A 20,375-nucleotide genomic window follows, 5' to 3' on the forward strand; every position below is an offset into this window, starting at 1 on the left:
TAGTGACGGTATCGCTGCAAACTGGCTTTATTATTACCACATTAGTTTAAGTTAGTGACCCGTGCTCTTGGGCCTTTTACTTCTTCGGCTGTTGGCGCTGCTTTGGCTTTGAGCTGAGCGTCGATAATGTTTTTAGCGGCAATCAAAAAACCAAGGCCTAAAAAGGCGCCCGGTGGCAGGATTGCAACTAAAAATTGATGATCGAATGAGAAGATCTCAATACGCAATACACTTGCCCAATTGCCAAGGAGTAGCTCGGCACCATCAAATAGTGTTCCTTGACCAATGAGTTCGCGCATTGCACCCAGTACAAATAGCACCAGTGCAAAACCCAGCCCCATCATTAAACCATCCCAAACCGATAACAACGGGCTATTCTTCGAAGCGAATGCCTCGGCACGACCAATAATGGCGCAGTTGGTCACGATCAACGGAATAAATATACCAAGGGATTGATACAGACCAAAGGTATAAGCGTTCATGAGTAGTTGAATAACCGTAACAAAGGCGGCGATTATCATCACAAAAACAGGAATACGAATGTCTTTTGGCACCCAGTTTCTCACCACCGATACGGTAAAGTTAGAACCAACCAGTACCAGTAATGTGGCAATACCAAGCCCTAACGCATTGGTTACCGTTGAAGTCACCGCAAGGAGCGGACATAGGCCCAAAAGCTGTACCAGTGCAGGGTTATTTTGCCATGTACCTTCTTGAAAGAGCGATTTTAACTGACTCATTGCGACACCTCGCAAGCATTAGGCGCGTTAAATAGCGCATCAAAATGAGTTTTGGCAAACCATGCGGCCTGATTTACCGAGGTTACCACAGCGCGTGGGGTAATGGTTGCACCGGTAAATGAATCAAATTGACCGCCGTCTTTTTTCACATTCATTTTAGGGTCTGCTTCACCTTCAACTTGAACACCGTTGAAAGTCGTTACCCAGGCCGATTTTGCCAGCTCTACCTTATCACCAAGGCCTGGGGTTTCTTCATGGCGCGTCACACGTACACCTGAGATCAAACCTTGCCTATCGACAGCGGTTAAGACATCGATATTGCCACTGTAGCCTTTCGGAGTGATGTGTCTCACTAAAAGAGCTGAGGGTTCGCCATTGAGTCTGGCTCTGTAAATTGTGTGCGGGCCGCCTGGGCCGAGTTCTAAGGCGTTGCTGGTGGTGCAATCCAAATACAGAGTATTGTCGTACTTATCTGCTGCAATCACCTGAGAAAGTAGTTGCATCAGGTGTTGCTGCTCTTGGCTGGCAATTTTATCTTTGGTGAGGTCATTAATCAGTGCGACCGCTCCTGTTGTTGCCAGTGCAAATGCCGCGAGGATGAGGCCATTTTTCTGCATCGATTGAATTATCATGATTTTGCTCCATGACCATAAGTACGAGGCTGAGTGTAATGATCGATAAGTGGCACTGCCATATTCATGATCACAACTGCAAATGCAACGGCGTCTGGATAGCCACCAAATTGGCGAATCACATAGACAGTAAAGCCGATTGCCGCGCCGTAAATCAGGCGACCTAAGTTAGTGGTAGAGGCCGACACCGGATCGGTGGCAATAAAAAAGGCACCAAGCATAGCGCCGCCACTTAACAAGTGGAATAGGGAGCCGGGCTCTGACTCAGGGGCAATGATATAGCCAATTGCGCTAGCAAGGCCAAGACTGGCAATAAAGGCCACTGGAATATGCCAGTTGATCACTTTGGCTTTTAGCAGATAAAGACCACCTAGCAAAAAGGCGAGGTTAACATATTGCCAACCAAGTCCCGCAAGCGCTCCAAAACCCTGCTTACTCATCGCCTCATTAACCGTTAAGCCTTGTGAAACTGCGGTTTTTACCGAGTCTAATGGCGTTGCACCAGTCGCACCGTCAATCACCCCTGCACGCCATACGTCAAGTGTAACACCTTGGCTGCTGGACTCGGTAAAGATCATCGCGAGTTGGTCGACAAAGCTTAGCGACTCTAGCGTGAGTGCTTGAATAGGTGACCATGAAGTCATTTGTACAGGGAAGGAGATCAGCAATAATACATAGGCCGCCATGGCTGGGTTGAAAAGATTAAAGCCTAGGCCACCGTATAGCTGTTTTACAATAGCGATGGCAAAAAATGCACCAATGACGGTTATCCACCAAGGGGCTAGCGGCGGAATACTGATGGCCAGCAGCACAGCGGTGAGCCAAGCACTGCCGTCGCTGAGGCTAGGCCATATCGCTCGACCTCTTAGCTTTAGCACTAGCGCTTCAGCAAGGCTTGCGGTAATAAGCGCCAAAGCCAACTGGATCAATACACCAAAACCAAAATAGTAGGTTTGGACTAAGATCCCGGGAATACAGGCTGCCATGACGGTCATCATGATTTTGTTGACCGACTTATGGCTATGATTGTGCGGGGATGAGGCCATGGTTAGTTTCATGACGGTTCATTTCCTTCTTGTTCTTTCGCTTGCTTCTTCGCTTTTGCTCTCGCAATTGCGGCTTTAACGGCGGCTTTTTTACGTGCTTCAGGGCTAAGTGCTTGTTGCTGCTCAGATGTGCCCTCAGCACCTTGCTCTGTACCGCTGGAGTCTGTTTCTGATCCCGCCGTTGGCTCATTTGTTTCTTCGCCTTGCTCACTCACGCTTTCGCCAGCTTCTTGTGCCTCTTTAGCGGCTTTTTTGGCCTTAGCTCTGGCAATTGCGGCGGCAACGGCAGCTTTACGTGGATCTTCCTCGGCGCTTGCCGTTGGAGCGGCTTCTGCTTGTTCGCTCACGCTTGCGCCTGCTTCTTCAGCCTCTTTAGCTGCTTTCTTGGCCTTAGCTCTGGCAATTGCGGCAGCAACGGCGGCTTTACGTGGATCTTCGTCAGCGCTTGCCGTTGGAGCGGCTTCTGCTTGTTCGCTCACGCTTGCGCCTGCTTCTTCAGCCTCTTTAGCTGCTTTCTTGGCCTTAGCTCTGGCAATTGCGGCAGCAACGGCGGCTTTACGTGGATCTTCCTCGGCGCTTTCCGTTGGAGCGGCTTCTGCTTGCTCGCTTGTGCTCTCGCCAGCTTCTTCCGCCTCTTTAGCGGCTTTCTTGGCCTTAGCTCTAGCGATTGCGGCAGCAACGGCAGCTTTGCGTGGATCTTTCTCGGCGCTTTCCGTTGGAGCGGCTTCTGCTTGTTCGCTCACGCTTGCACCAGCTTCTTCCGCCTCTTTGGCAGCTTTCTTAGCCTTAGCTCTGGCAATTGCGGCAGCAACGGCGGCTTTACGTGGATCTTCGTCAGCGTTATCGGTTTGAGCACTGTGTGAAGCTTCAGCTTGCTCGCTTATGCTTTCACCTGCTTCTTCCGCTTCTTTAGCGGCTTTCTTGGCCTTAGCTCTGGCAATTGCGGCGGCAACGGCGGCCTTTTTATCGCTTGGCGCTGCATTGGCTTCAGGTTCAGCTGTGTCTTCTGCGGCTGCTTTTTTGGCTTTGGCCCGGGCGATTGCAGCCGCTACGGCTGCCTTTTTATCGTCTGTTGCTGCTGGCTCAGACTCAGGTGACGCTTGGGCTGCGGCCTTTTTCGCCTTTGCACGGGCAATGGCGGCGGCTACTGCATCTTTTTTATCTGTGCTTTCAGGCTGATCAGTTTTTTCTTCTTTATATTTACGCGCCTGCGCTTTGCGTTTTGCACGCTCTTCAGCAATGGCGCTGTTATCTGGCTCTAATTCGCCGTTCTCACCTCGTTTGGCTTTGGCGCGTGCAATCGCAGCTTGGACCGCGGATTTATCTGACTGCTTATCTTTAACGCGTGAGAGTGCTTCTTGTACTTTTTCTTTATCTGCGGTTTTTGGTGCAGCGCCCGCCGAACGGCGTTTATGTTTATTTTGGCGTTCTTCTTGTTCGCGCTCTAAGCGCTCTTTTCTTGCCTCAAAACGTTCTTTAGCACGCTCAGCTTTGACTTGTTCAAGCTTTTGTTCGCGAATGTCGGCTTTGGCTACACGATAGTATTGCACTAAGGGGATTTCGCTTGGACAAACATAAGAGCACGCACCGCATTCGATACAGTCAAAGAGGTTGTATTCCTCTAACTTTTGGTACTCTTTGCCTTTAGCAAACCATTGTAACTGCTGTGGTAATAAGCTTTGAGGGCAGGCATCTGCACAGGCACTACAGCGAATACATGCCTTTTCATCACCCGGGATCGCAAGTTCTTGGTTGTCTGGCGCGAGTATACAGTTGGTGGTTTTGACCACAGGGATCCTAACCGATGGCAAAGTAAAGCCCATCATTGGACCACCCATGACGACGCGCTGCGCCTCTACTGGCGTAAAGCCTTGTGAGTCTAGCAGGTGCTTTATTTCAGTGCCGAGTAAAGCCCACACGTTGCTTGGCTGAGTAATGGTATTACCGGTTACGGTAACTACGCGCTCAATAAGGGGTTTACCCTCAAAAATAGCTTGCCAAATTGCGAACAGTGTTCCAACGTTCTGCACCAGAACGCCGATATCTGCTGGTATTCCAGCACTTGGTACTTCTTTAGAGGTTAATAGCTTGACCAGTTGCTTTTCACCACCAGAGGGGTATTTGGTTGGCACACTACGGACTAAGATATCCTGATTATGCTGAGCCGCTGCGGTGATCGCCGCAATGGCTTCAGGTTTATTATCTTCAATGCCAAATAACACTTTTTGTGGCTTCAATATACCTTGTAGCACTTCGACGCCTGCGATGATTTCTTTGGCGTGCTCACGCATCAAACGATCATCGGCTGTAATATATGGTTCGCACTCAATGCCATTGACGACTAAAAACTCAATGGGCTTTGGGCTGTCTGCTTTGACATAAGTTGGGAATCCCGCACCGCCCATACCGGCAATACCAGCTTGGTGGATAATATCGATAAGCTGTTTGTTATCAAGCGTGCTAATGTCGCTAATTGGGTTCAGTGGTGTCCACTTATCTTCACCGTCTGGGCGCAAAATAATACTGAGCTCAGGTAGCGCGGATGGATGCGCCGACGGCATCGGCTTTATCGCTTCAATAGTGCCAGATGTGGGAGCGTGGATGGGCAGCGACCAGTTCGTGCCGGGAGCCGTCAATGCTTGCCCTTTAAGCACGTGCTCGCCAGAGTTAACTAACAGGCTACCATTGGCACCAATGTGCTGCTTTAGGGGCAGAATTAGTTTATCAGGCAAAGGTAAACGAGCAATCGGTTGTTGGTTAGATAATGTCTTTTGCTCTGGTGGATGGATGCCACCTGGGAACTGCCACAGTTTTCCGCTTTCTATTTGTTCAAGTAATGTTTCCACTTAAACCTCTTAATCAATCTGTGTCACAGGAATGGCGTCTAGCTGCCACTTCCACGTTTGCTTGGTCTGTGCAACCGGGATCATATCAATACAATCGACCGGGCAGGGCTCGACACACAGATCGCAGCCTGTGCACTCGTCGATGAGCACGGTGTGCATTTGTCTGGTTGCACCAACGATAGCATCCACGGGGCAAGCTTGAATGCATTTGGTACAGCCAATACATTCGTCTTCACGAATGTAAGCCACCTTCTTGACCGGCTCTGCGTCTTCTCCGCCAGCCAGTGGCTTTGCTTCTACGCCCATTAAGTCCGCCAGTTTTTTCACTGTTGCTTCACCGCCGGGAGGGCATTTATTTACGTCATCGCCATTCGCAATCGCTTCAGCGTAGGGTCGACAGCCGGGATAGCCACACTGGCCGCATTGAGTTTGTGGCAGAATGGCGTCTATCTGTTCAACAATTGGGTTGCTTTCAACTCGGTATTTCACTGCGGCATAGCCAAGCACAATACCAAAAATAAGCGCCAGCGCACCCAGCGCAAGTAATGCGTAAAGTAATGTCATATCTAAAACTTAACCAATCCAGAAAAGCCCATAAACGCAAGCGACATAAGTCCTGCGGTGATCATTGCTATCGATGCACCTTTAAACGGTGTCGGCACGTCAGCGACGGCTAAACGCTCACGCAAAGCGGCAAATAGCACCAAAACCATAGAAAAGCCAACCGCAGCGCCAAAACCATAGACTGCAGACTCTAAAAAGGTGTGGTCTTTTTTGATATTAAGTAGTGCGACGCCTAGTACAGCGCAGTTGGTGGTGATCAAAGGTAAGAAAATTCCCAGTAACCGATATAAGGTTGGACTGGTTTTACGCACCACCATTTCCGTAAATTGTACAACTACCGCGATTACCAAAATAAAGCTCATCGTTCTTAAAAAAGTGAGGTCGAGAGGCAATAAAATATACTGATTGACCAAGTAGCTGGTGACTGAGGCTAGCGTAAGAACAAAGGTGGTCGCTAACGACATTCCCACTGCGGTATCCAATTTTCCAGATACCCCCATAAATGGACATAAGCCCAAAAATTGGACTAAAACGAAGTTATTCACCAGCACTGTGCCAATGAGCAACAAAATGTATTCGGTCATTCCTGCCTCTATAACTTATTCACTTTATGCGGGTTTTCCCGTCAAATCGAGGTGATAGTTAACTGTATTAAAGAACTTACTAGGTGCAAGTTTTGACTGGATTTAATTCTGCTAAAAATACTTTTTAGTAGAATTAAACCGATAGCACCGTTCCGCTTTGAATTTTTTAAGTGAAAACATGTGCCTTGCTATCATTTAAGCTAGCCTCTCAAATAGTGTGAGGCTGTAGCTTGTCATGTAATGCTGACAGTTTTCATTCAGTTATTAGCAAGTAATCCTAATTCAGAGTTTGCTTATCAGGCTAAATATATGAGCTTTTAGCAATAAAATCATGGTGATAGAGTGATGTTTATTGCTAGATCTTGGATTACCGCTAGCGCCGAAATAATCTTCAAGCTTATCTTTGTGAACTTCTTAGATCGCACGGATAAATTTGAATGATAATTCCTGCCAATAGTAACACAGATTGTAACTGGTGTGGCAAATGATAGTGTACGAAAGTCAGCGCAATGGCTGCGGGAAAGGGAAGGGCAAACCAGTTGCCCTTGGCACTTTCGTTGAACTTGGATATAGGGAAGGATTATCCAAGCTCAGGTTTCCTAAATTTCTTTTGGTTTTTCGATGTAATAGCCTTGTACACCGTCCAAACAGAGCGTCTCGACTATATGTTTCTCTTCTTGGCTCTCGATACCTTCGGCAAATACATTGACACCGATGCGGTGCGCAAGGTCAACCATTAAACGCATAAAATATTGATTATTCTTGTCTTCTTCAAGACCACGAGTATAGCTTGCATCCATTTTGATATAGTCAGGCTTTAAGTCTCTAAAGAACTTAAACGACGTCAAACCCACGCCAAAACGCTCAACGGTGATACGAGCGCCGGCACGATGAACCATATCAATAAAGCGCTTACTGGCTTTAATATTCTGCTGTAAGCCAAACTCGCTCACTTCAAATACCAGTTTAGAGGCTAAATTGGTTTCTTTTAACAAACGGCGTTCTAACCAGATCACAAATTGATCATTATGAGCACTCGATGCGGTAACGTTGATCCCAAAATACTTTTCATTAAAGTTACGCGTTTTGATAAGTTCTAGCGAGGTGTCGATGATCAGCTGATCAATCTCAATGGCCATTTCTAGCTTTTCCGCCATGGCAAGGAAGGACGCAGTTGGTAGCATTTGTCCTTCTTCGGTTTTGAAGCGGGATTGGATCTCTGCATAGGCCTTAGAGTTTTTACCAATTGGCATGATATTTTGCATCATCAAGCTAACACGCTTGCTGTTGATCACATCGCGGATCACGCGACGCCAGTTTTGATTGCCAAATCCAGCACTGACATTATTCACTAAGTCAGACTCACGTTGAATATGCCAAGCATTGGCTTGTTTGCTTTGCGCCATGCTCATCGCATTATCGACGACCGAGAGTAGTTCTCCAAGTGGTTTACCGTTCTCATAAGGCACGATCCCAGTGTTTGCAACCGATGATAGTTCTTGGTTTTGCTGGAACTGAGTAAAGCGGGCTTGCAGTGTTTCACCAAACTCTTCCGCTTCCTTACTTGGCACATTGGGTAATATCACTGCAAAATCCGAGCTATTTAAACGGAACACCTGGCTGCCAGCATAAGTGCCGGTGACGTGCTTGATGATATCCGATACTGACTTAATGTATTCATCGCCTTTTTGATAGCCGCGGGTTTGGTTAATGACCTGCAATTCAGAGCAACGGATCATCGCCAGTGAGCCAAATGCCTTTTTGGCAGACGACTCGATATATTGCTCGTAGTACTCAACAAACATATTACGATTGCCAAGATCAGTAACCACATCTTTATACGCTTCTTGCTTGATAGAGTGGGCGGCATTTTTGATGTCTTCTTGCTTTGACTTTAAAAAGCTGGCTAAGCGTTTAAAAGAGGGGATTAAATCTTGGCCGAGTTCTGCAACTTTGCCATCGTTAAAGTCAAAATCAATATTGTCGGTAACTTGATTTTGCGTGATATATGAATCTACCGCATTGGCCACTGTCATACTAACGTTGCGATTCAGCTTTTTATACACGCCTTGCATAAAGAAAACAGGAATAAAGGCAACTAACGCTGAAATAATGATAAGTAGCAGTAGGGCTTGTTGTAGTAATTGTGCCTGACTTTGTGCATTGATCAAGAATTCGATTTTGATGTCTTTGCTATCGTTAACAGCAAATTGGGGGCGAATCGCATTGATATTTGATTCTATGAGTTCGGCGATAAAGGGGAGGTTGCTCGGTGTATTGACTTGCAAAACGGTTTGACCGTCAAAGTCTCGTACAATAAAAGTTGAGAAAACATCTCCGCTATTTAAGGCTTGGCGGATATGTTCAGGAGTAACTTCAGTGAGTTTCTTATCCTTTATATACTCTGTCACCATGGTATGGGCACTTTGTTGTGCTTTGTTGATTGCAGAGTCAAAACTTGTTGCGAAAAAAAAGCTACCAATCAAGGAGAATAATAGCCAAGAGGTGACTTGGAGTACGATAAGTTTTTTAAAACCAGCCATAGTACGCTTCTTAAAGAGGGTTATTCCATAGTATCGGGTGCATTGCCAATTTCTTTATCAAATTCATCGGTTTGATTTTTGTCTGGTCGATAAATTACAGAGAAGGTTGTTATTTGAGCAAATGCAGTGAGAATATTGCTTGTAGAGTAGTGTAAATGCAGGAAAAAGTCTAATGCTTTCGTGGAATTGGCTCCCCCTCCCCGACTCGAACGGGGGACCTGCGGATTAACAGTCCGTCGCTCTAACCAACTGAGCTAAGGGGGAACAATTTGGAACTTTGGGAATGCTCTTTTTGAGCAATATCTTATTGATTGGCTCCCCCTCCCCGACTCGAACGGGGGACCTGCGGATTAACAGTCCGTCGCTCTAACCAACTGAGCTAAGGGGGAACTACAATAAGATTTTGACTTTCCGGTAAAGGAGTGGCTCCCCCTCCCCGACTCGAACGGGGGACCTGCGGATTAACAGTCCGTCGCTCTAACCAACTGAGCTAAGGGGGAATAGTCAAGTGTGAGAATTTGGCTCCCCCTCCCCGACTCGAACGGGGGACCTGCGGATTAACAGTCCGTCGCTCTAACCAACTGAGCTAAGGGGGAAGCGTATCTCTCAACGGGGCGAAATATTAATGACGACATTGCAAGGTGTCAACCACTAAAATCACAGAAACGTAAAAAACTCTACTAAGCGATGAATTAATGCGCTATTTGTTGGCTTTTTAGCTAGTTTTGGATTCTTGATATAGGGCCTGTTGACCTTTGCTGTTCTATTTTGGCTACCCTGAGTGGGTTTTGATCGCAGCGCTCGACTTGCCGCCTAGTAATTTAAGCGAAAGTTGAGCAATACGTAATTTATCCATTGTTCATATAATGACTCTTAGTGAGTTTTGATTTCAATATGCCTACATGATGAAAATCTGCAAAACATGAAAGATAGGGCTGTTGTATAAAATTCCTAAATCATCGTATAGGGGATGTCGAATAAAATTAACATATACAGCATTTACTGTTTATCTATACAGTGATATATTTTGTTTAATGTATTTTTTGAACGTTTTGTTTGAATTATATCCCTAACTGCTCATTTTATGATGTTTTCTTGAGATCTTTAAATCATTGCAATTATCACGTGAATGAGATCAATGAGCATAAATAGTGTGGTATTGATAATCTCTATTTAAACGCGGCGTGACAAACAGTAAGTAGTTACTATCATTAAAATGAGAATCAATGATTTAATAAAAAGTTTAATTAAAACAGTTGGATATGTGTTCCTTGTTATTTTTAGTCGTTAGATGCTTTTTACTTCCAGAAGCAAGGTTAGCCTAGAGATCTAAATTGATCCAGTTGTTGTTTTAAGAATGATCACACTAAACACGCCATTGATCAAAATTACTCCAAGCTGAAAACCTTTATTCTATTGGCTTGGAGCGACTTATCCACGGAATCTGTGGATAACATTGTTTATTATTATTTGAGAAGTATTGCAAGACTATGAAATTAGGGCGCTGCAGCCGTTTCAAGTAAAATTCGATAAATATTTAATTTTAATAATATCAATGGTTTATATTTGGTTGGTTATTTTTGTTTATTTGTTGTTCAGTGTGAAGCTTTTATGAACTTTTTACCATTTTGGCTGTGCAAAAAACATGCTACTTTGCAAGCTGGATTGTAACTTTTTTGTCAAAACATACTGAATCGTTATTTTTAACACTAAACCTCAATCCTGTAGCGTAATACAAGCTTTTTATAGGTAACTGTTGCTAATTTAGACTTTATAACGACTCTTAACGTTTACCGCATAGCGTCAACATCTTGAATAGCATACAATGAGCCGCTTAAAGTATCAGAAATAGGTTGTTATGACTCAAGCTAAGTCAAATTCCAATGGCAACGATATCCTTTTTGGTGATATTGGGGCGACTTTAAAGCGAATGACGATCCCCATGATATTCGGGATGATCACGCTGATGATGTTTAATCTCGTTGATACTTTCTTTATTAGTATGCTTGGCACCGAGCCGCTCGCGGCAATCAGCTTCACCTTTCCTGTTACCTTTACTGTAATTAGCTTAGCCATCGGGTTAGGTATTGGAACATCCGCCGTTATCGCGAAAGCTTTAGGTAGCAATTTGCTCGATGAAGCTAAATTTGATGCCGCAGTAGCTATTATTATCTCTGCGATATTCGTTTCATTACTTTCTATTCTCGGTTTCATTTTTGTCGATGAGATCTTTATTCTCCTCGGTGCTGGTGAAGCGGTTATGCCATTTATCCACGACTATATGTCGGTGTGGTTCATTGGTTCGATTTTATTGATAACGCCGATGATTGGTAATTCAGTGCTGCGCGCCAGTGGTGATACCAAAACGCCAAGCTTAGTTATGGGACTCGGGGGATTAGTAAATGCGGTGCTGGACCCGATATTAATCTTCGGATTTGGGCCTATTGATGCAATGGGTGTAAAAGGGGCAGCAGTGGCCAGTGTGTTGTCTTGGAGTCTAGGGGTAACTATCATTTTATATTTACTGATAGTTAAAAAGCGTCTTATCTCACTGTCTGCAAAATACACCAGCTTCACAAACGCGGCGAAAAAAATTCTCACCATTGGCCTGCCTGCAGCTGGCGCAAATATGCTAACGCCGTTAGCAATGGCGGTAATGACCGCACTTATAGCCAGTTATGGACCTGAAGCTGTGGCCGCATTTGGTGTTGGAAGTCGTATTGAGTCAATCGCAAGTCTGGTGGTTTTAGCGCTTTCTATGACCTTGCCTCCCTTTGTAAGTCAAAACTTTGGTGCAAAGCACTATCAGCGTGTGTCTGATGCCTATACTCAAACACTTAAATTTGTGCTCGGTTTTCAATTTGCGGTCTACTTATTACTGGTATTGAGCGCTTACTATATCAGTCATACTTTTGGTAATGAGCCTGCTGTTGTTGAAACCATACAGCTATTTATTTATATCATGCCGCTTGGATACGGTCTTCAAGGCGTGATCATATTAACTAATTCATCATTTAATGCGTTGCATAAACCGATGAATGCGCTCATTCTAAGTGTGATCCGACTGTTCATATTTTATGTACCTATTGCTTATATAGGCTCACAGTTGGCTGGGTTGCCAGGGCTATTTGCAGGCGCTGCTTTGGGGAATTTATTTACCGCAGCCATTGCTTACAATTGGTTTAAGAAAGTGATTAATGAAATTGCAGCAAGCGAGGTTCAAAAGGAGGCGTAATGGAAGATAAGTTTCAGCTAGTTTCTGAGTTTCAGCCAAACGGAGATCAACCAACAGCGATTGCTCAGCTGTGCGATGGTTTAGAATCAGGCCTTGCACATCAAACCTTGCTGGGGGCTACGGGAACGGGTAAAACCTTTACCATGGCTAATATCATTAATAACCTTAACCGCCCGACAATTATTATGGCGCATAACAAAACGCTGGCAGCGCAACTGTATGGCGAAATGAAAGAGTTCTTTCCTCATAATGCAGTTGAGTATTTCGTCTCTTATTACGACTATTATCAACCCGAAGCCTATGTCGTTGCCAGCGACACTTTTATTGAGAAAGACGCGTCTATCAACGACCATATAGAGCAAATGCGTTTATCCGCGACCAAAGCGTTGCTTGAGCGCAGAGACACTATCATCGTCGCCTCTGTTTCAGCGATTTACGGTCTTGGCGATCCCGACTCTTACATGAAAATGATGCTATTACTGAAAGTCGGTGAAACCATTGATCAGCGCGACATGTTAAGGCGCTTGGCTGAACTACAATATACGCGTAATGATATGGATTTTAGTCGTGGTACCTACCGAGTTCGCGGTGAAGTTATTGATATTTTTCCTGCGGAATCGGAAACCATCGCGGTACGGGTTGAGATGTTTGACGATGAAATAGAGCGGATCAGTTTATTTGACCCCTTGACTGGTGCCGTTGAAAAACACCTAGTACGCGCGACTATTTATCCAAAAACTCACTATGTAACGCCAAGAGAAAAGATCCTTGATGCCATTGAGCGCATTAAGGTGGAACTCAAAGAGCGTCGTAATCAATTATTGGATAAAAATCGCTTAGTCGAAGAGCAGCGCATCGCTCAACGTACACAGTACGACATTGAAATGATGACCGAGCTTGGCTATTGCTCTGGTATTGAAAATTACAGTCGATATTTATCGGGACGCGCACCAGGCGAGCCACCACCAACTTTGTTAGATTACTTGCCGGATGATGCGCTTATGATCATCGACGAGTCTCACGTTACCGTTTCGCAGGTTGGTGCAATGTACAAAGGCGATCGCAGTCGTAAAGAAAACTTAGTTGAATATGGTTTCAGATTACCGTCTGCGCTAGATAATAGACCACTAAAGTTTGAAGAGTTCGAAGCGATTTCGCCACAGACCATTTATGTTTCGGCGACACCCGGTGATTATGAATTGAATAAATCAGCGGGTGATGTTGCTGAGCAAGTGATCCGCCCAACAGGGCTGTTAGATCCAGAAGTAGAAGTGCGTCCAGTTGCAACTCAAGTTGACGATTTGCTCTCTGAGATCTACAAACGGGTGGAAGTGAATGAGCGTGTGCTGGTTACTACGCTAACAAAACGCATGTCAGAAGATCTGACCGATTATCTTAACGATCATAACGTTAAGGTGCGTTACTTACACTCTGACATCGATACCGTTGAGCGTATGGAGATCATTCGAGACCTACGCAAAGGCGTTTTTGATGTACTAGTCGGCATCAACTTGTTACGAGAGGGCTTGGATATGCCTGAGGTTTCATTGGTTGCCATACTTGATGCAGATAAAGAAGGCTTCTTACGCTCGACGCGCTCTCTTATTCAGACAATTGGCCGCGCGGCACGTCACTTACATGGTAAAGCTATTTTATATGGTGATAGGGTGACCAACTCGATGCGCCAAGCTATAGATGAAACGCAAAGACGTAGAGAAAAGCAAGAGGCGTATAATGAGGCTAATGGCATTACACCAACGGCGCTCAATAAGAAGATCACGGATGTAATGGATCTCGGTGAGGAAGTGGCTGATGACAAAGTGGTTGATATCGATGCCAAATTTAAACCAGGTATGCCTGCAATGGATGCGAAAGAGATCGCCAAAGAAATAGACCGACTTGAAGCACAAATGATGAAGTTTGCTAAAGAGCTTGAGTTTGAAAAAGCAGCTCAAGCGCGCGATCAAGTTCAGATCTTACAAAAGCGTTTGATTAAAGCCTAGGGCTAAAACGTCGGCTTTAAAGAGTAAAAAGCATGTGTGGTAGAGCACATGCTTTTTTATTGGTTGGGGAGGTCGCTTTAGAAGCGGTAGCTGACACCTAGAGATAGGCTCGATGTATCCAAATCACCCATATCAAGATACTTGTAGCCAAGGTTAACTGCCATACCGTTATCCCAGTCATATTGCCAACCGGCTTCAGCGACAAAGCCGATACCATCGTCGGTAATTAATTTAGTGCGGCCACGAGTGATTTCGTAATCGTAATAGTTTGCACCTAATTTGCCATAAAAGTAGCTGTTGTCGGAAATTTGATAGTAGCCTTTTGCAGCAACGACAAAGTTATCAAATTCTAAGTTATTAGCACCAAGACCAAACAAAGTTTTGTTATTTTGTGTGCAGGTAAACTTGCGATCATTTTCGTCTTCACACTTCCAATCATCTAAGTCTTCACCGCTGTTATAACCTAATTCAAGTGCCAAAATTGGCGTAAAGTGATAGTTATAATAGAGGTAAGCTTGGCCTACACCATCACCATCTTTACTTGAGCTTTTATAAGAAGCGCCACCGCCAGAGATGTCTAAACCAACGCGATGCGTCTCGTTATTTTGTTCTGCAAAAGACGATAAACTTGTTGTGAGTAATGCAAGAGATAAAAGCGCTTTAATTTTCATAATCAATGTCCGTTGTGGTTAACTTGAGGACAGTATAAATAGAGGGGGTGTCAAGGTCTGTTGGGGGGCTGTCATAAAGTGTAAGAAGGCGTCGAATTTGGTTCTTATTATTTTACAAATATAAATAACCTGAGCTGCGGATAATTAATGCCTTTCTAGCAGCCAGTTTTAGCGCTAACTGCGTTGAATTCACTTCCAATAGCCAGCTATTGGTGCGTAAATTCGCCTTGCCTACAGGATGTAGGTACCTTAGCGAGAGCAGGACGCGGAAGCGGTGTTTTCCCTAAAACTCTCTGGCTAGACAAGGAGAAAACTAAGTTGTGCTTTAGCAACAATGAGTTGGAACATTTCTTATCCAAACCTCAGGTTAAATAGTTGCACTTGCTAAGTGCTTTTAGCTGTCTTAGGTTTTGCAATGAACGTTTGGTATTTTAGTATGGTCGTCAATGTCAAAATCGCAGCAATAAGCCCACTCCATATGTGATGCATGATCAAATGACTTGCAATGAACATAGGCACGTCTTGCCAACCATCAATTAACAAAAGTTTACTCACTAGCAGCGAGTAACCGAGCAGGTGCGCGAAGAGAACAAACTTAAAGGATTTAATAAATTTGCTTTTTGCATTGACTGGCAGGGCTGGGAGGTTGAGGCGTAACGCGACGATAAAGGCTACCGAGAGCACAATACTGACTACTCCTAACCCGAGTAATGAGGTTTTTATCAACACCATGGAGTAGATAAAAGCAAGTAACATGAGCCTGCCTAACAATTACGGAAAACGCAGTTTATATACGCTTAGGTTTTGAGTCTATTCGAATTATTCTAAGGATTAGGTAGTGATTTTCTGAGTGATCGCTCTATACTAAAAGCCGATTTTATCAATAGTTTGTAAACCGATGTAACATTGCCCTATATTTTCGCGGCATGTTTCGCTATAAATGCAATGTTATGTCGTAGTAAATTCGAATAAAACAATAATTATTATAGTAATTAAGACCAAGTTGGGAACTAGGGAAATGAAATTCGCTTTTAAGGATTTTTTGTTTGATAGCAAAGAGCTAAAGCTTTATAAAGACGACAGAAAGCTAAATTTAAAACAAAAACCTGCTCAGATATTGGAGCTATTTTTATCCGCTCCTCAAACTATCCACAGTAAAGAAGACATCTTAGAGAAAGTATGGCCAGATCGAAAAGTCACAGATCAGGTCGTATTTCAAAATATTGGCCATTTACGTGCCTTGTTCGGCGATGATGCCATCAAAACCTTTTCACGAAAAGGATATCAATGGCAGATCCCTTGTACGGCTTTTGAAGGGACCGCGGAAGCTCAGGCTTCATCGCAGGCTTCACCTCAAACAGCGACCAATGAGTCGACCAAAGTGGATGTACAACCGGAGGAGGACGAGGCTGTAGTGACTGAATCGCCTTCTGAAGTGCTCGAAAGACCAGAATCTATTGGTCGCAAACTGCCTATGTTTGGGCTTGCGGGTGCACTTGTGTTGCTAGCCTTGGGTATCTACTTTACGTTATCGTGAGTCAAATTTACTTGAGTTGAGGTTGTGTCATGTTGCAAACGTTGTATATCACAGGTGCAGGGGTGAGTGCCGAAAGTGGTATTCCAACTTTTCGGGGAGAGGATGGCTTTTGGACGATAGGTTCGGCTAATTACACTCCTCAAGAAATGGCAACGCGCGCAATGTATAAATCGCAACCGGCAGAATTCTTAAAATGGTATTACCATCGTTTTGTGACTTATCGTAATCACGGCCCCAATCAAGTTCATCAATGGCTTAGTGATAAAAATGTGATCACGCAAAATATTGACGGTTTAGATGGTAAAGCGGGTAATAACCACTTTATTGCGATCCATGGACGTGTTGATCAGGTAACACCCTTTCATACCCAAGGTGAGCCCACGGAGTGCTTTACTGCCCCTTGGGATGAGGTAGATGAAAGTCGATTAGCTGAGTCGTTGTTAGCACTTTTCAAGATTGCTCGACGAGGGCCTGAAAAAAGCGTGTCACTTAAGCCATATGTATTGTTATTCGACGAATACTACACCGATCTGTATCGTATTAGCGAAGCACAGTCACGAATGTATGCCGCGGATCGAATGATTTTTATGGGCACTTCCTTTAGTGTCAATATCACTCAAATGGCCTTGGAAATAGCAAGGCACAAAGCAATTCCGATAGAAGTGGTTGACCCAAATCCTGCGCACTTACTTTACGAGCAAGTCACCTATCACCGCATGACGGCAAGTGAATACATCGCCAGTTTGCCAACCTCTTAATTTAAAACCTGAGGAAAGTTAGCCTGCATTGCTTTGATAGTAAGTGGCTAGCAGAAATTGTTTATATTCACTGAGCCGGTGTTGTTGTAGGAGGTGTGATTCAATCACTTTGGCGTTGTGGTTTTCCACTGCGCTTGTATGTCGCCTTTCGATTTCCATCAAGCCAAGTAAAGCGCTTAATTCTTGAATACTCAGTGGCGCAGTATGGCTATTAAAAGCTAAGTAGCATTCTAGAGGTGTTAACTTTTTTGCGTTTCTTTGACTCAGTGCATTTTGAAGTAGCTCTTTGCTTTCAAAGTGCAATAAGGTTCTAAGATAATTTAGACCGTTATCTTTCGCGGGCATTTGCGATAAAAGAATATGTAGTATGTTATTTCCTTGCGGGTTAAGGTTATTGATTTGCTCAGCTTGGATCAAAGGTGTTGAGAAAAAGGCAAACTTCTCCAAGGAGTTAATCGCAGCTATCATCGCTTCTGGAAAGCATGCTGCTTGTAAGCAAATACTCGCTATATCTTGATAGTGGCCATAGAGTGCAGTGTTACTCTGCGCACTTTGAAAAAGAAACTTGAGAACTTCAATCTGCTCGTCTTTAGGAGCGTGTGCGTACACGGCTTTTATTTTTTCTATATCCGCGCTTTTTAACGCTAGCAAAAACTGAGTTAGACTATTATTCAACATACATAGAACCACAATTTATTATTTAATGCTCACGCAATATGATAGCCTATTCCCCTGCTGTTTTGCTCAATTTATAACGATAATAACGATAATAACGAAGAGACGATAACGTGTTGCACTTTAAGATAATACTGCTTACTTGTTGCCTACTATTAAGCCCGCTAGTTCATGCTAATGAGCGTTTATATGATGCTTTTATAAAAGAAATTCAGCAACAAGAAACACGTGATAGCGCGCTTCAAAAAGTCGACCAAGTATTAGAGTCAGGCTTAACGCCGGAGGAAATTGCTGACGTTCACCATAAGACCACGGTTGCATTAAAAAACGGTTTCCAGCTCGAAGAAGCACATAAATGGGTGGAGCGTTTCAAACAGGTACTACTCTCGCATCATTTACCCGAATATGAAGCTAAATACTCTTTAACATATGGTGATCTGATGCTAAAAGAGGGGAAGTTTAGCGACGCGATTAGTTATTTAAACCTAGCCGTATCTCAGCTATCTGCGCTTGATATGCATCGATTGTTAAGCCACGCTTATCGCTTTCGGGCTGCTGCTTACAAAAGCAATGGCAGTTATAAAGACTCGATAGAGAGTTATGAACTCTCAATTGAAGTGGCAAAGAAGTATGAACTCCCAGATTTGCAAGTGTCTGCGATCACTCAGTTAGCAGATGTTTACTCGGATCTTTCATTACCGGACAAGGCACTTGAATTACTGCAGCAATCGATAGCTGTACTAAAAAGCCAAAATCAGGAAAATACGGTTTTACTTGGACAAGTTTACTATAACCTAGGTGGTGCACATCAAGTGATTGGCGACCATGAAAAGTCGCTTGAAGCCTATCAAACCGCATATGACTATGACATTAAAGCGGGCAATGTCGTTTATTCAGCTTACACGTTGATCCGCATTGGTCGTGAACAAATGAAACTCAGCCAATATGACAATGCACAAGCGTCATTTGAAAAAGCATTTAAGATTTTTGAGGAGAATGAGCACACCAGAAATCAGGGCTGGGCGCTGAGCAATTTGGCTGAAGTTAAATTAAAAGCAAATGAAAAAGCTCAGGCTAAAGAGTATGTTGAACAGGCGTTAGAGTTAATTGATCCGGTACAAAGTAAAGTGCTTTATCAAGAGACGATGACTACCTATGCGCAAATTGTTTTACCTGAACGAGCTGATTTTTTTATTCAAAGTATGGAGCAAATTATTGCTCAAGATGAGGTTTATCTTGGCCTCAAGGAAACCGCATTACGAGTGTTAAAGGACGCCTATAGCGCGAAAGGTGACTTTGAGTCTGCGCTTAATTATCACTTGCAATATGCGGAATCTAAGGTTTCTCAGCTTGAAAAAGAAGCCAGTCAAAAAGCCTTGGCTTATCAGATGGATACCGAGTACCAGAAAAATCAATATGAGCTACAAAGTCTAAAAACACAGCGTGATGTAGAACTGGCCGAACAGCGCGTAGAACAAATAGTAACGGCAGCAGTGGTGGGAGTTTTGGTCGTTCTACTGAGCGCGTTCTTATTACTTGCGAGAAACAAACGTCGCGCGCTGGAACTCGAGAAGCAGCTTCTCAACAAAACTTTGGATTTAAAGCAGCAACTACTTGCAGATATTTCTCATGAATTAAGAACACCGCTTACCGTACTTAAGCTGCATATTGAATCTCTGGAACATAATTTGGTGGAAAATCCAAAGCAGAGCTACAAAGTGCTTAACCGCCGTCTCGATACTCTTAACACATTAATTAAAGATATCTATGAACTCGCGCAGGCAGATACTGGCAGCCTTAACTTGGCGTTAGAGCGTGTCAATGCCAAACAAGCGTTTATTGGTCTTGTTGAAGATATTGATGACTTTGTGACGGATGAAGGGCTTGAGTTTAATGCCAATATAGAATTACCAGATGAACTGGAAATCGATATTGATGTAACTAGATTTGCTCAGGTATTCAATAACTTGGCTCGTAATAGTGTGAATTATACCGACAAGCCGGGAGAAGTCTGTGTGGATATTAGCTATCAAAGCCAGCAGATCCAATGTGTTATTGAAGATTCAAGCCCAGGCGTGGGCGATGAAGCTTTAGGGAGATTGTTTGAACGTTTGTTCCGCTGTGATAAATCACGTAGCCGAGATCTTGGTGGCTCCGGCTTAGGTTTATCTATTTGTCAAAAACTGGTTGAATTGCACGGTGGCAGCATTGCCGTTGCGCATAGCGAATTAGGTGGGTTGAAAGTGAGTGTTATTATACCTTGTGAGTAATAACACAAACCTGCTTTTAGCTGAGGTAATATATTCAGTGCGATTTCACATTGTGATATAGCAAAAGCTCGCCGCGTAAAGCGGCTCTGGCCAGAGTTATATATTGCATGTAGGAGCGATTTTACATCGCGATATGGTAAAAAATCGCCGCGTAAAGTGGCTCTGGCCAGAGTTATATATTGCATGTAGGAGCGATTTTACATCGCGATATGACACAAAAAAGCTCGCCGCGTAAAGCGGCTCCCACCAAAGGTTATATATCGCGTGTAGG

15 protein-coding genes and 4 tRNA genes are annotated in these 20,375 nt (G+C 44.0%); 5 read left to right on the forward strand and 14 right to left on the reverse strand.

What is annotated here, in order from left to right:
- Positions 1–41 precede the first annotated feature (41 nt).
- The 11 genes from CTT31_RS03700 to CTT31_RS03750 all read right to left on the reverse strand — a co-directional run bounded on the left by CTT31_RS03700 (position 42) and on the right by CTT31_RS03750 (position 9,551).
- Positions 42–740: an electron transport complex subunit E gene (locus tag CTT31_RS03700; RefSeq protein WP_010370368.1), complete on the reverse strand. Its 699-nt coding sequence runs from the start codon at positions 738–740 to the stop codon at positions 42–44.
- Positions 737–1,372, reverse strand: coding sequence for an electron transport complex subunit RsxG (gene rsxG, locus CTT31_RS03705; protein WP_211859318.1), 636 nt, complete (start codon positions 1,370–1,372; stop codon positions 737–739). Before rsxG ends, CTT31_RS03700 begins: the two co-directional genes overlap by 4 nt.
- Positions 1,369–2,430 carry an electron transport complex subunit RsxD gene (gene rsxD / locus CTT31_RS03710; protein WP_211859319.1) on the reverse strand — a complete coding sequence of 354 codons (1,062 nt, stop codon included), beginning with the start codon at positions 2,428–2,430 and terminating at the stop codon, positions 1,369–1,371. The genes rsxG and rsxD overlap by 4 nt, the downstream gene beginning before the upstream one ends.
- Positions 2,427–5,264, reverse strand: a complete 2,838-nt coding sequence (rsxC, locus tag CTT31_RS03715) for an electron transport complex subunit RsxC (RefSeq protein ID WP_211859320.1) — start codon at positions 5,262–5,264, stop codon at positions 2,427–2,429. Before rsxC ends, rsxD begins: the two co-directional genes overlap by 4 nt.
- A gap of 9 nt (positions 5,265–5,273) precedes the next feature.
- A complete protein-coding gene (gene rsxB / locus CTT31_RS03720) occupies positions 5,274–5,828 on the reverse strand; it encodes an electron transport complex subunit RsxB (protein WP_010370380.1) in 555 nt (184 codons plus the stop codon).
- A 2-nt stretch (positions 5,829–5,830) separates the two neighbouring features.
- Positions 5,831–6,412 (reverse strand): electron transport complex subunit RsxA, encoded by a 582-nt coding sequence (rsxA, locus tag CTT31_RS03725; RefSeq protein WP_010370383.1) that lies wholly within the window; start codon positions 6,410–6,412, stop codon positions 5,831–5,833.
- 599 nt (positions 6,413–7,011) lie between these two features.
- Positions 7,012–8,955 (reverse strand): EAL domain-containing protein, encoded by a 1,944-nt coding sequence (locus CTT31_RS03730; RefSeq protein ID WP_211859321.1) that lies wholly within the window; start codon positions 8,953–8,955, stop codon positions 7,012–7,014.
- Between the two features lie 187 nt (positions 8,956–9,142).
- A tRNA-Asn gene (locus CTT31_RS03735) sits at positions 9,143–9,219 on the reverse strand.
- Between the two features lie 48 nt (positions 9,220–9,267).
- Positions 9,268–9,344, reverse strand: a tRNA-Asn gene (locus tag CTT31_RS03740).
- Positions 9,345–9,378: 34 nt separating this feature from the next.
- Positions 9,379–9,455, reverse strand: a tRNA-Asn gene (locus CTT31_RS03745).
- 19 nt (positions 9,456–9,474) lie between these two features.
- Positions 9,475–9,551, reverse strand: a tRNA-Asn gene (locus CTT31_RS03750).
- Positions 9,552–10,813: 1,262 nt separating this feature from the next.
- On the opposite strand from CTT31_RS03750, the gene CTT31_RS03755 reads away from it, so the two are divergent.
- A complete protein-coding gene (locus tag CTT31_RS03755) occupies positions 10,814–12,190 on the forward strand; it encodes an MATE family efflux transporter (RefSeq protein ID WP_039491918.1) in 1,377 nt (458 codons plus the stop codon).
- Positions 12,190–14,193 (forward strand): excinuclease ABC subunit UvrB, encoded by a 2,004-nt coding sequence (gene uvrB, locus CTT31_RS03760; protein ID WP_039491921.1) that lies wholly within the window; start codon positions 12,190–12,192, stop codon positions 14,191–14,193. Before CTT31_RS03755 ends, uvrB begins: the two co-directional genes overlap by 1 nt.
- 77 nt (positions 14,194–14,270) lie before the next feature.
- Here uvrB and CTT31_RS03765 read toward each other — a convergent pair whose 3' ends face one another.
- Positions 14,271–14,864, reverse strand: coding sequence for a porin family protein (locus CTT31_RS03765; protein ID WP_010370395.1), 594 nt, complete (start codon positions 14,862–14,864; stop codon positions 14,271–14,273).
- Between the two features lie 384 nt (positions 14,865–15,248).
- Complete coding sequence (locus CTT31_RS03770; RefSeq protein ID WP_039491923.1) at positions 15,249–15,620, reverse strand: hypothetical protein; 372 nt, start codon at positions 15,618–15,620, stop codon at positions 15,249–15,251.
- A gap of 262 nt (positions 15,621–15,882) precedes the next feature.
- Between CTT31_RS03770 and CTT31_RS03775 the strand changes: the two genes are divergently transcribed.
- On the forward strand, positions 15,883–16,401 hold the full coding sequence (locus CTT31_RS03775) for a winged helix-turn-helix domain-containing protein (protein ID WP_130126788.1): 519 nt from the start codon (positions 15,883–15,885) through the stop codon (positions 16,399–16,401).
- A gap of 29 nt (positions 16,402–16,430) precedes the next feature.
- A complete protein-coding gene (locus CTT31_RS03780) occupies positions 16,431–17,159 on the forward strand; it encodes an SIR2 family NAD-dependent protein deacylase (protein WP_211859322.1) in 729 nt (242 codons plus the stop codon).
- A gap of 18 nt (positions 17,160–17,177) precedes the next feature.
- On the opposite strand, the gene CTT31_RS03785 is transcribed toward CTT31_RS03780, so the two are convergent.
- Positions 17,178–17,837: a hypothetical protein gene (locus CTT31_RS03785; protein ID WP_211859323.1), complete on the reverse strand. Its 660-nt coding sequence runs from the start codon at positions 17,835–17,837 to the stop codon at positions 17,178–17,180.
- Positions 17,838–17,947: 110 nt separating this feature from the next.
- On the opposite strand from CTT31_RS03785, the gene CTT31_RS03790 reads away from it, so the two are divergent.
- On the forward strand, positions 17,948–20,104 hold the full coding sequence (locus CTT31_RS03790; protein ID WP_211859324.1) for a tetratricopeptide repeat protein: 2,157 nt from the start codon (positions 17,948–17,950) through the stop codon (positions 20,102–20,104).
- Positions 20,105–20,375 lie beyond the last annotated feature (271 nt).

The sequence above is a fragment of the Pseudoalteromonas maricaloris genome (genome assembly GCF_024746855.1).
Classification (GTDB): Bacteria; Pseudomonadota; Gammaproteobacteria; order Enterobacterales; family Alteromonadaceae; genus Pseudoalteromonas; species Pseudoalteromonas maricaloris.

What these genes read in the sequence shown, in the direction of transcription:
- rsxA (WP_010370383.1), bottom strand. Translation starts at nt 6,412, where the DNA reads ATGACCGAATACATTTTGTTGCTCATTGGCACAGTGCTGGTGAATAAC.
- rsxD (WP_211859319.1), bottom strand. Translation starts at nt 2,430, where the DNA reads ATGAAACTAACCATGGCCTCATCCCCGCACAATCATAGCCATAAGTCG.
- CTT31_RS03775 (WP_130126788.1), top strand. Translation starts at nt 15,883, where the DNA reads ATGAAATTCGCTTTTAAGGATTTTTTGTTTGATAGCAAAGAGCTAAAG.
- rsxG (WP_211859318.1), bottom strand. Translation starts at nt 1,372, where the DNA reads ATGATAATTCAATCGATGCAGAAAAATGGCCTCATCCTCGCGGCATTT.
- CTT31_RS03780 (WP_211859322.1), top strand. Translation starts at nt 16,431, where the DNA reads ATGTTGCAAACGTTGTATATCACAGGTGCAGGGGTGAGTGCCGAAAGT.
- uvrB (WP_039491921.1), top strand. Translation starts at nt 12,190, where the DNA reads ATGGAAGATAAGTTTCAGCTAGTTTCTGAGTTTCAGCCAAACGGAGAT.
- CTT31_RS03770 (WP_039491923.1), bottom strand. Translation starts at nt 15,620, where the DNA reads ATGTTACTTGCTTTTATCTACTCCATGGTGTTGATAAAAACCTCATTA.
- CTT31_RS03730 (WP_211859321.1), bottom strand. Translation starts at nt 8,955, where the DNA reads ATGGCTGGTTTTAAAAAACTTATCGTACTCCAAGTCACCTCTTGGCTA.
- CTT31_RS03765 (WP_010370395.1), bottom strand. Translation starts at nt 14,864, where the DNA reads ATGAAAATTAAAGCGCTTTTATCTCTTGCATTACTCACAACAAGTTTA.
- rsxB (WP_010370380.1), bottom strand. Translation starts at nt 5,828, where the DNA reads ATGACATTACTTTACGCATTACTTGCGCTGGGTGCGCTGGCGCTTATT.
- CTT31_RS03785 (WP_211859323.1), bottom strand. Translation starts at nt 17,837, where the DNA reads ATGTTGAATAATAGTCTAACTCAGTTTTTGCTAGCGTTAAAAAGCGCG.
- CTT31_RS03700 (WP_010370368.1), bottom strand. Translation starts at nt 740, where the DNA reads ATGAGTCAGTTAAAATCGCTCTTTCAAGAAGGTACATGGCAAAATAAC.
- CTT31_RS03755 (WP_039491918.1), top strand. Translation starts at nt 10,814, where the DNA reads ATGACTCAAGCTAAGTCAAATTCCAATGGCAACGATATCCTTTTTGGT.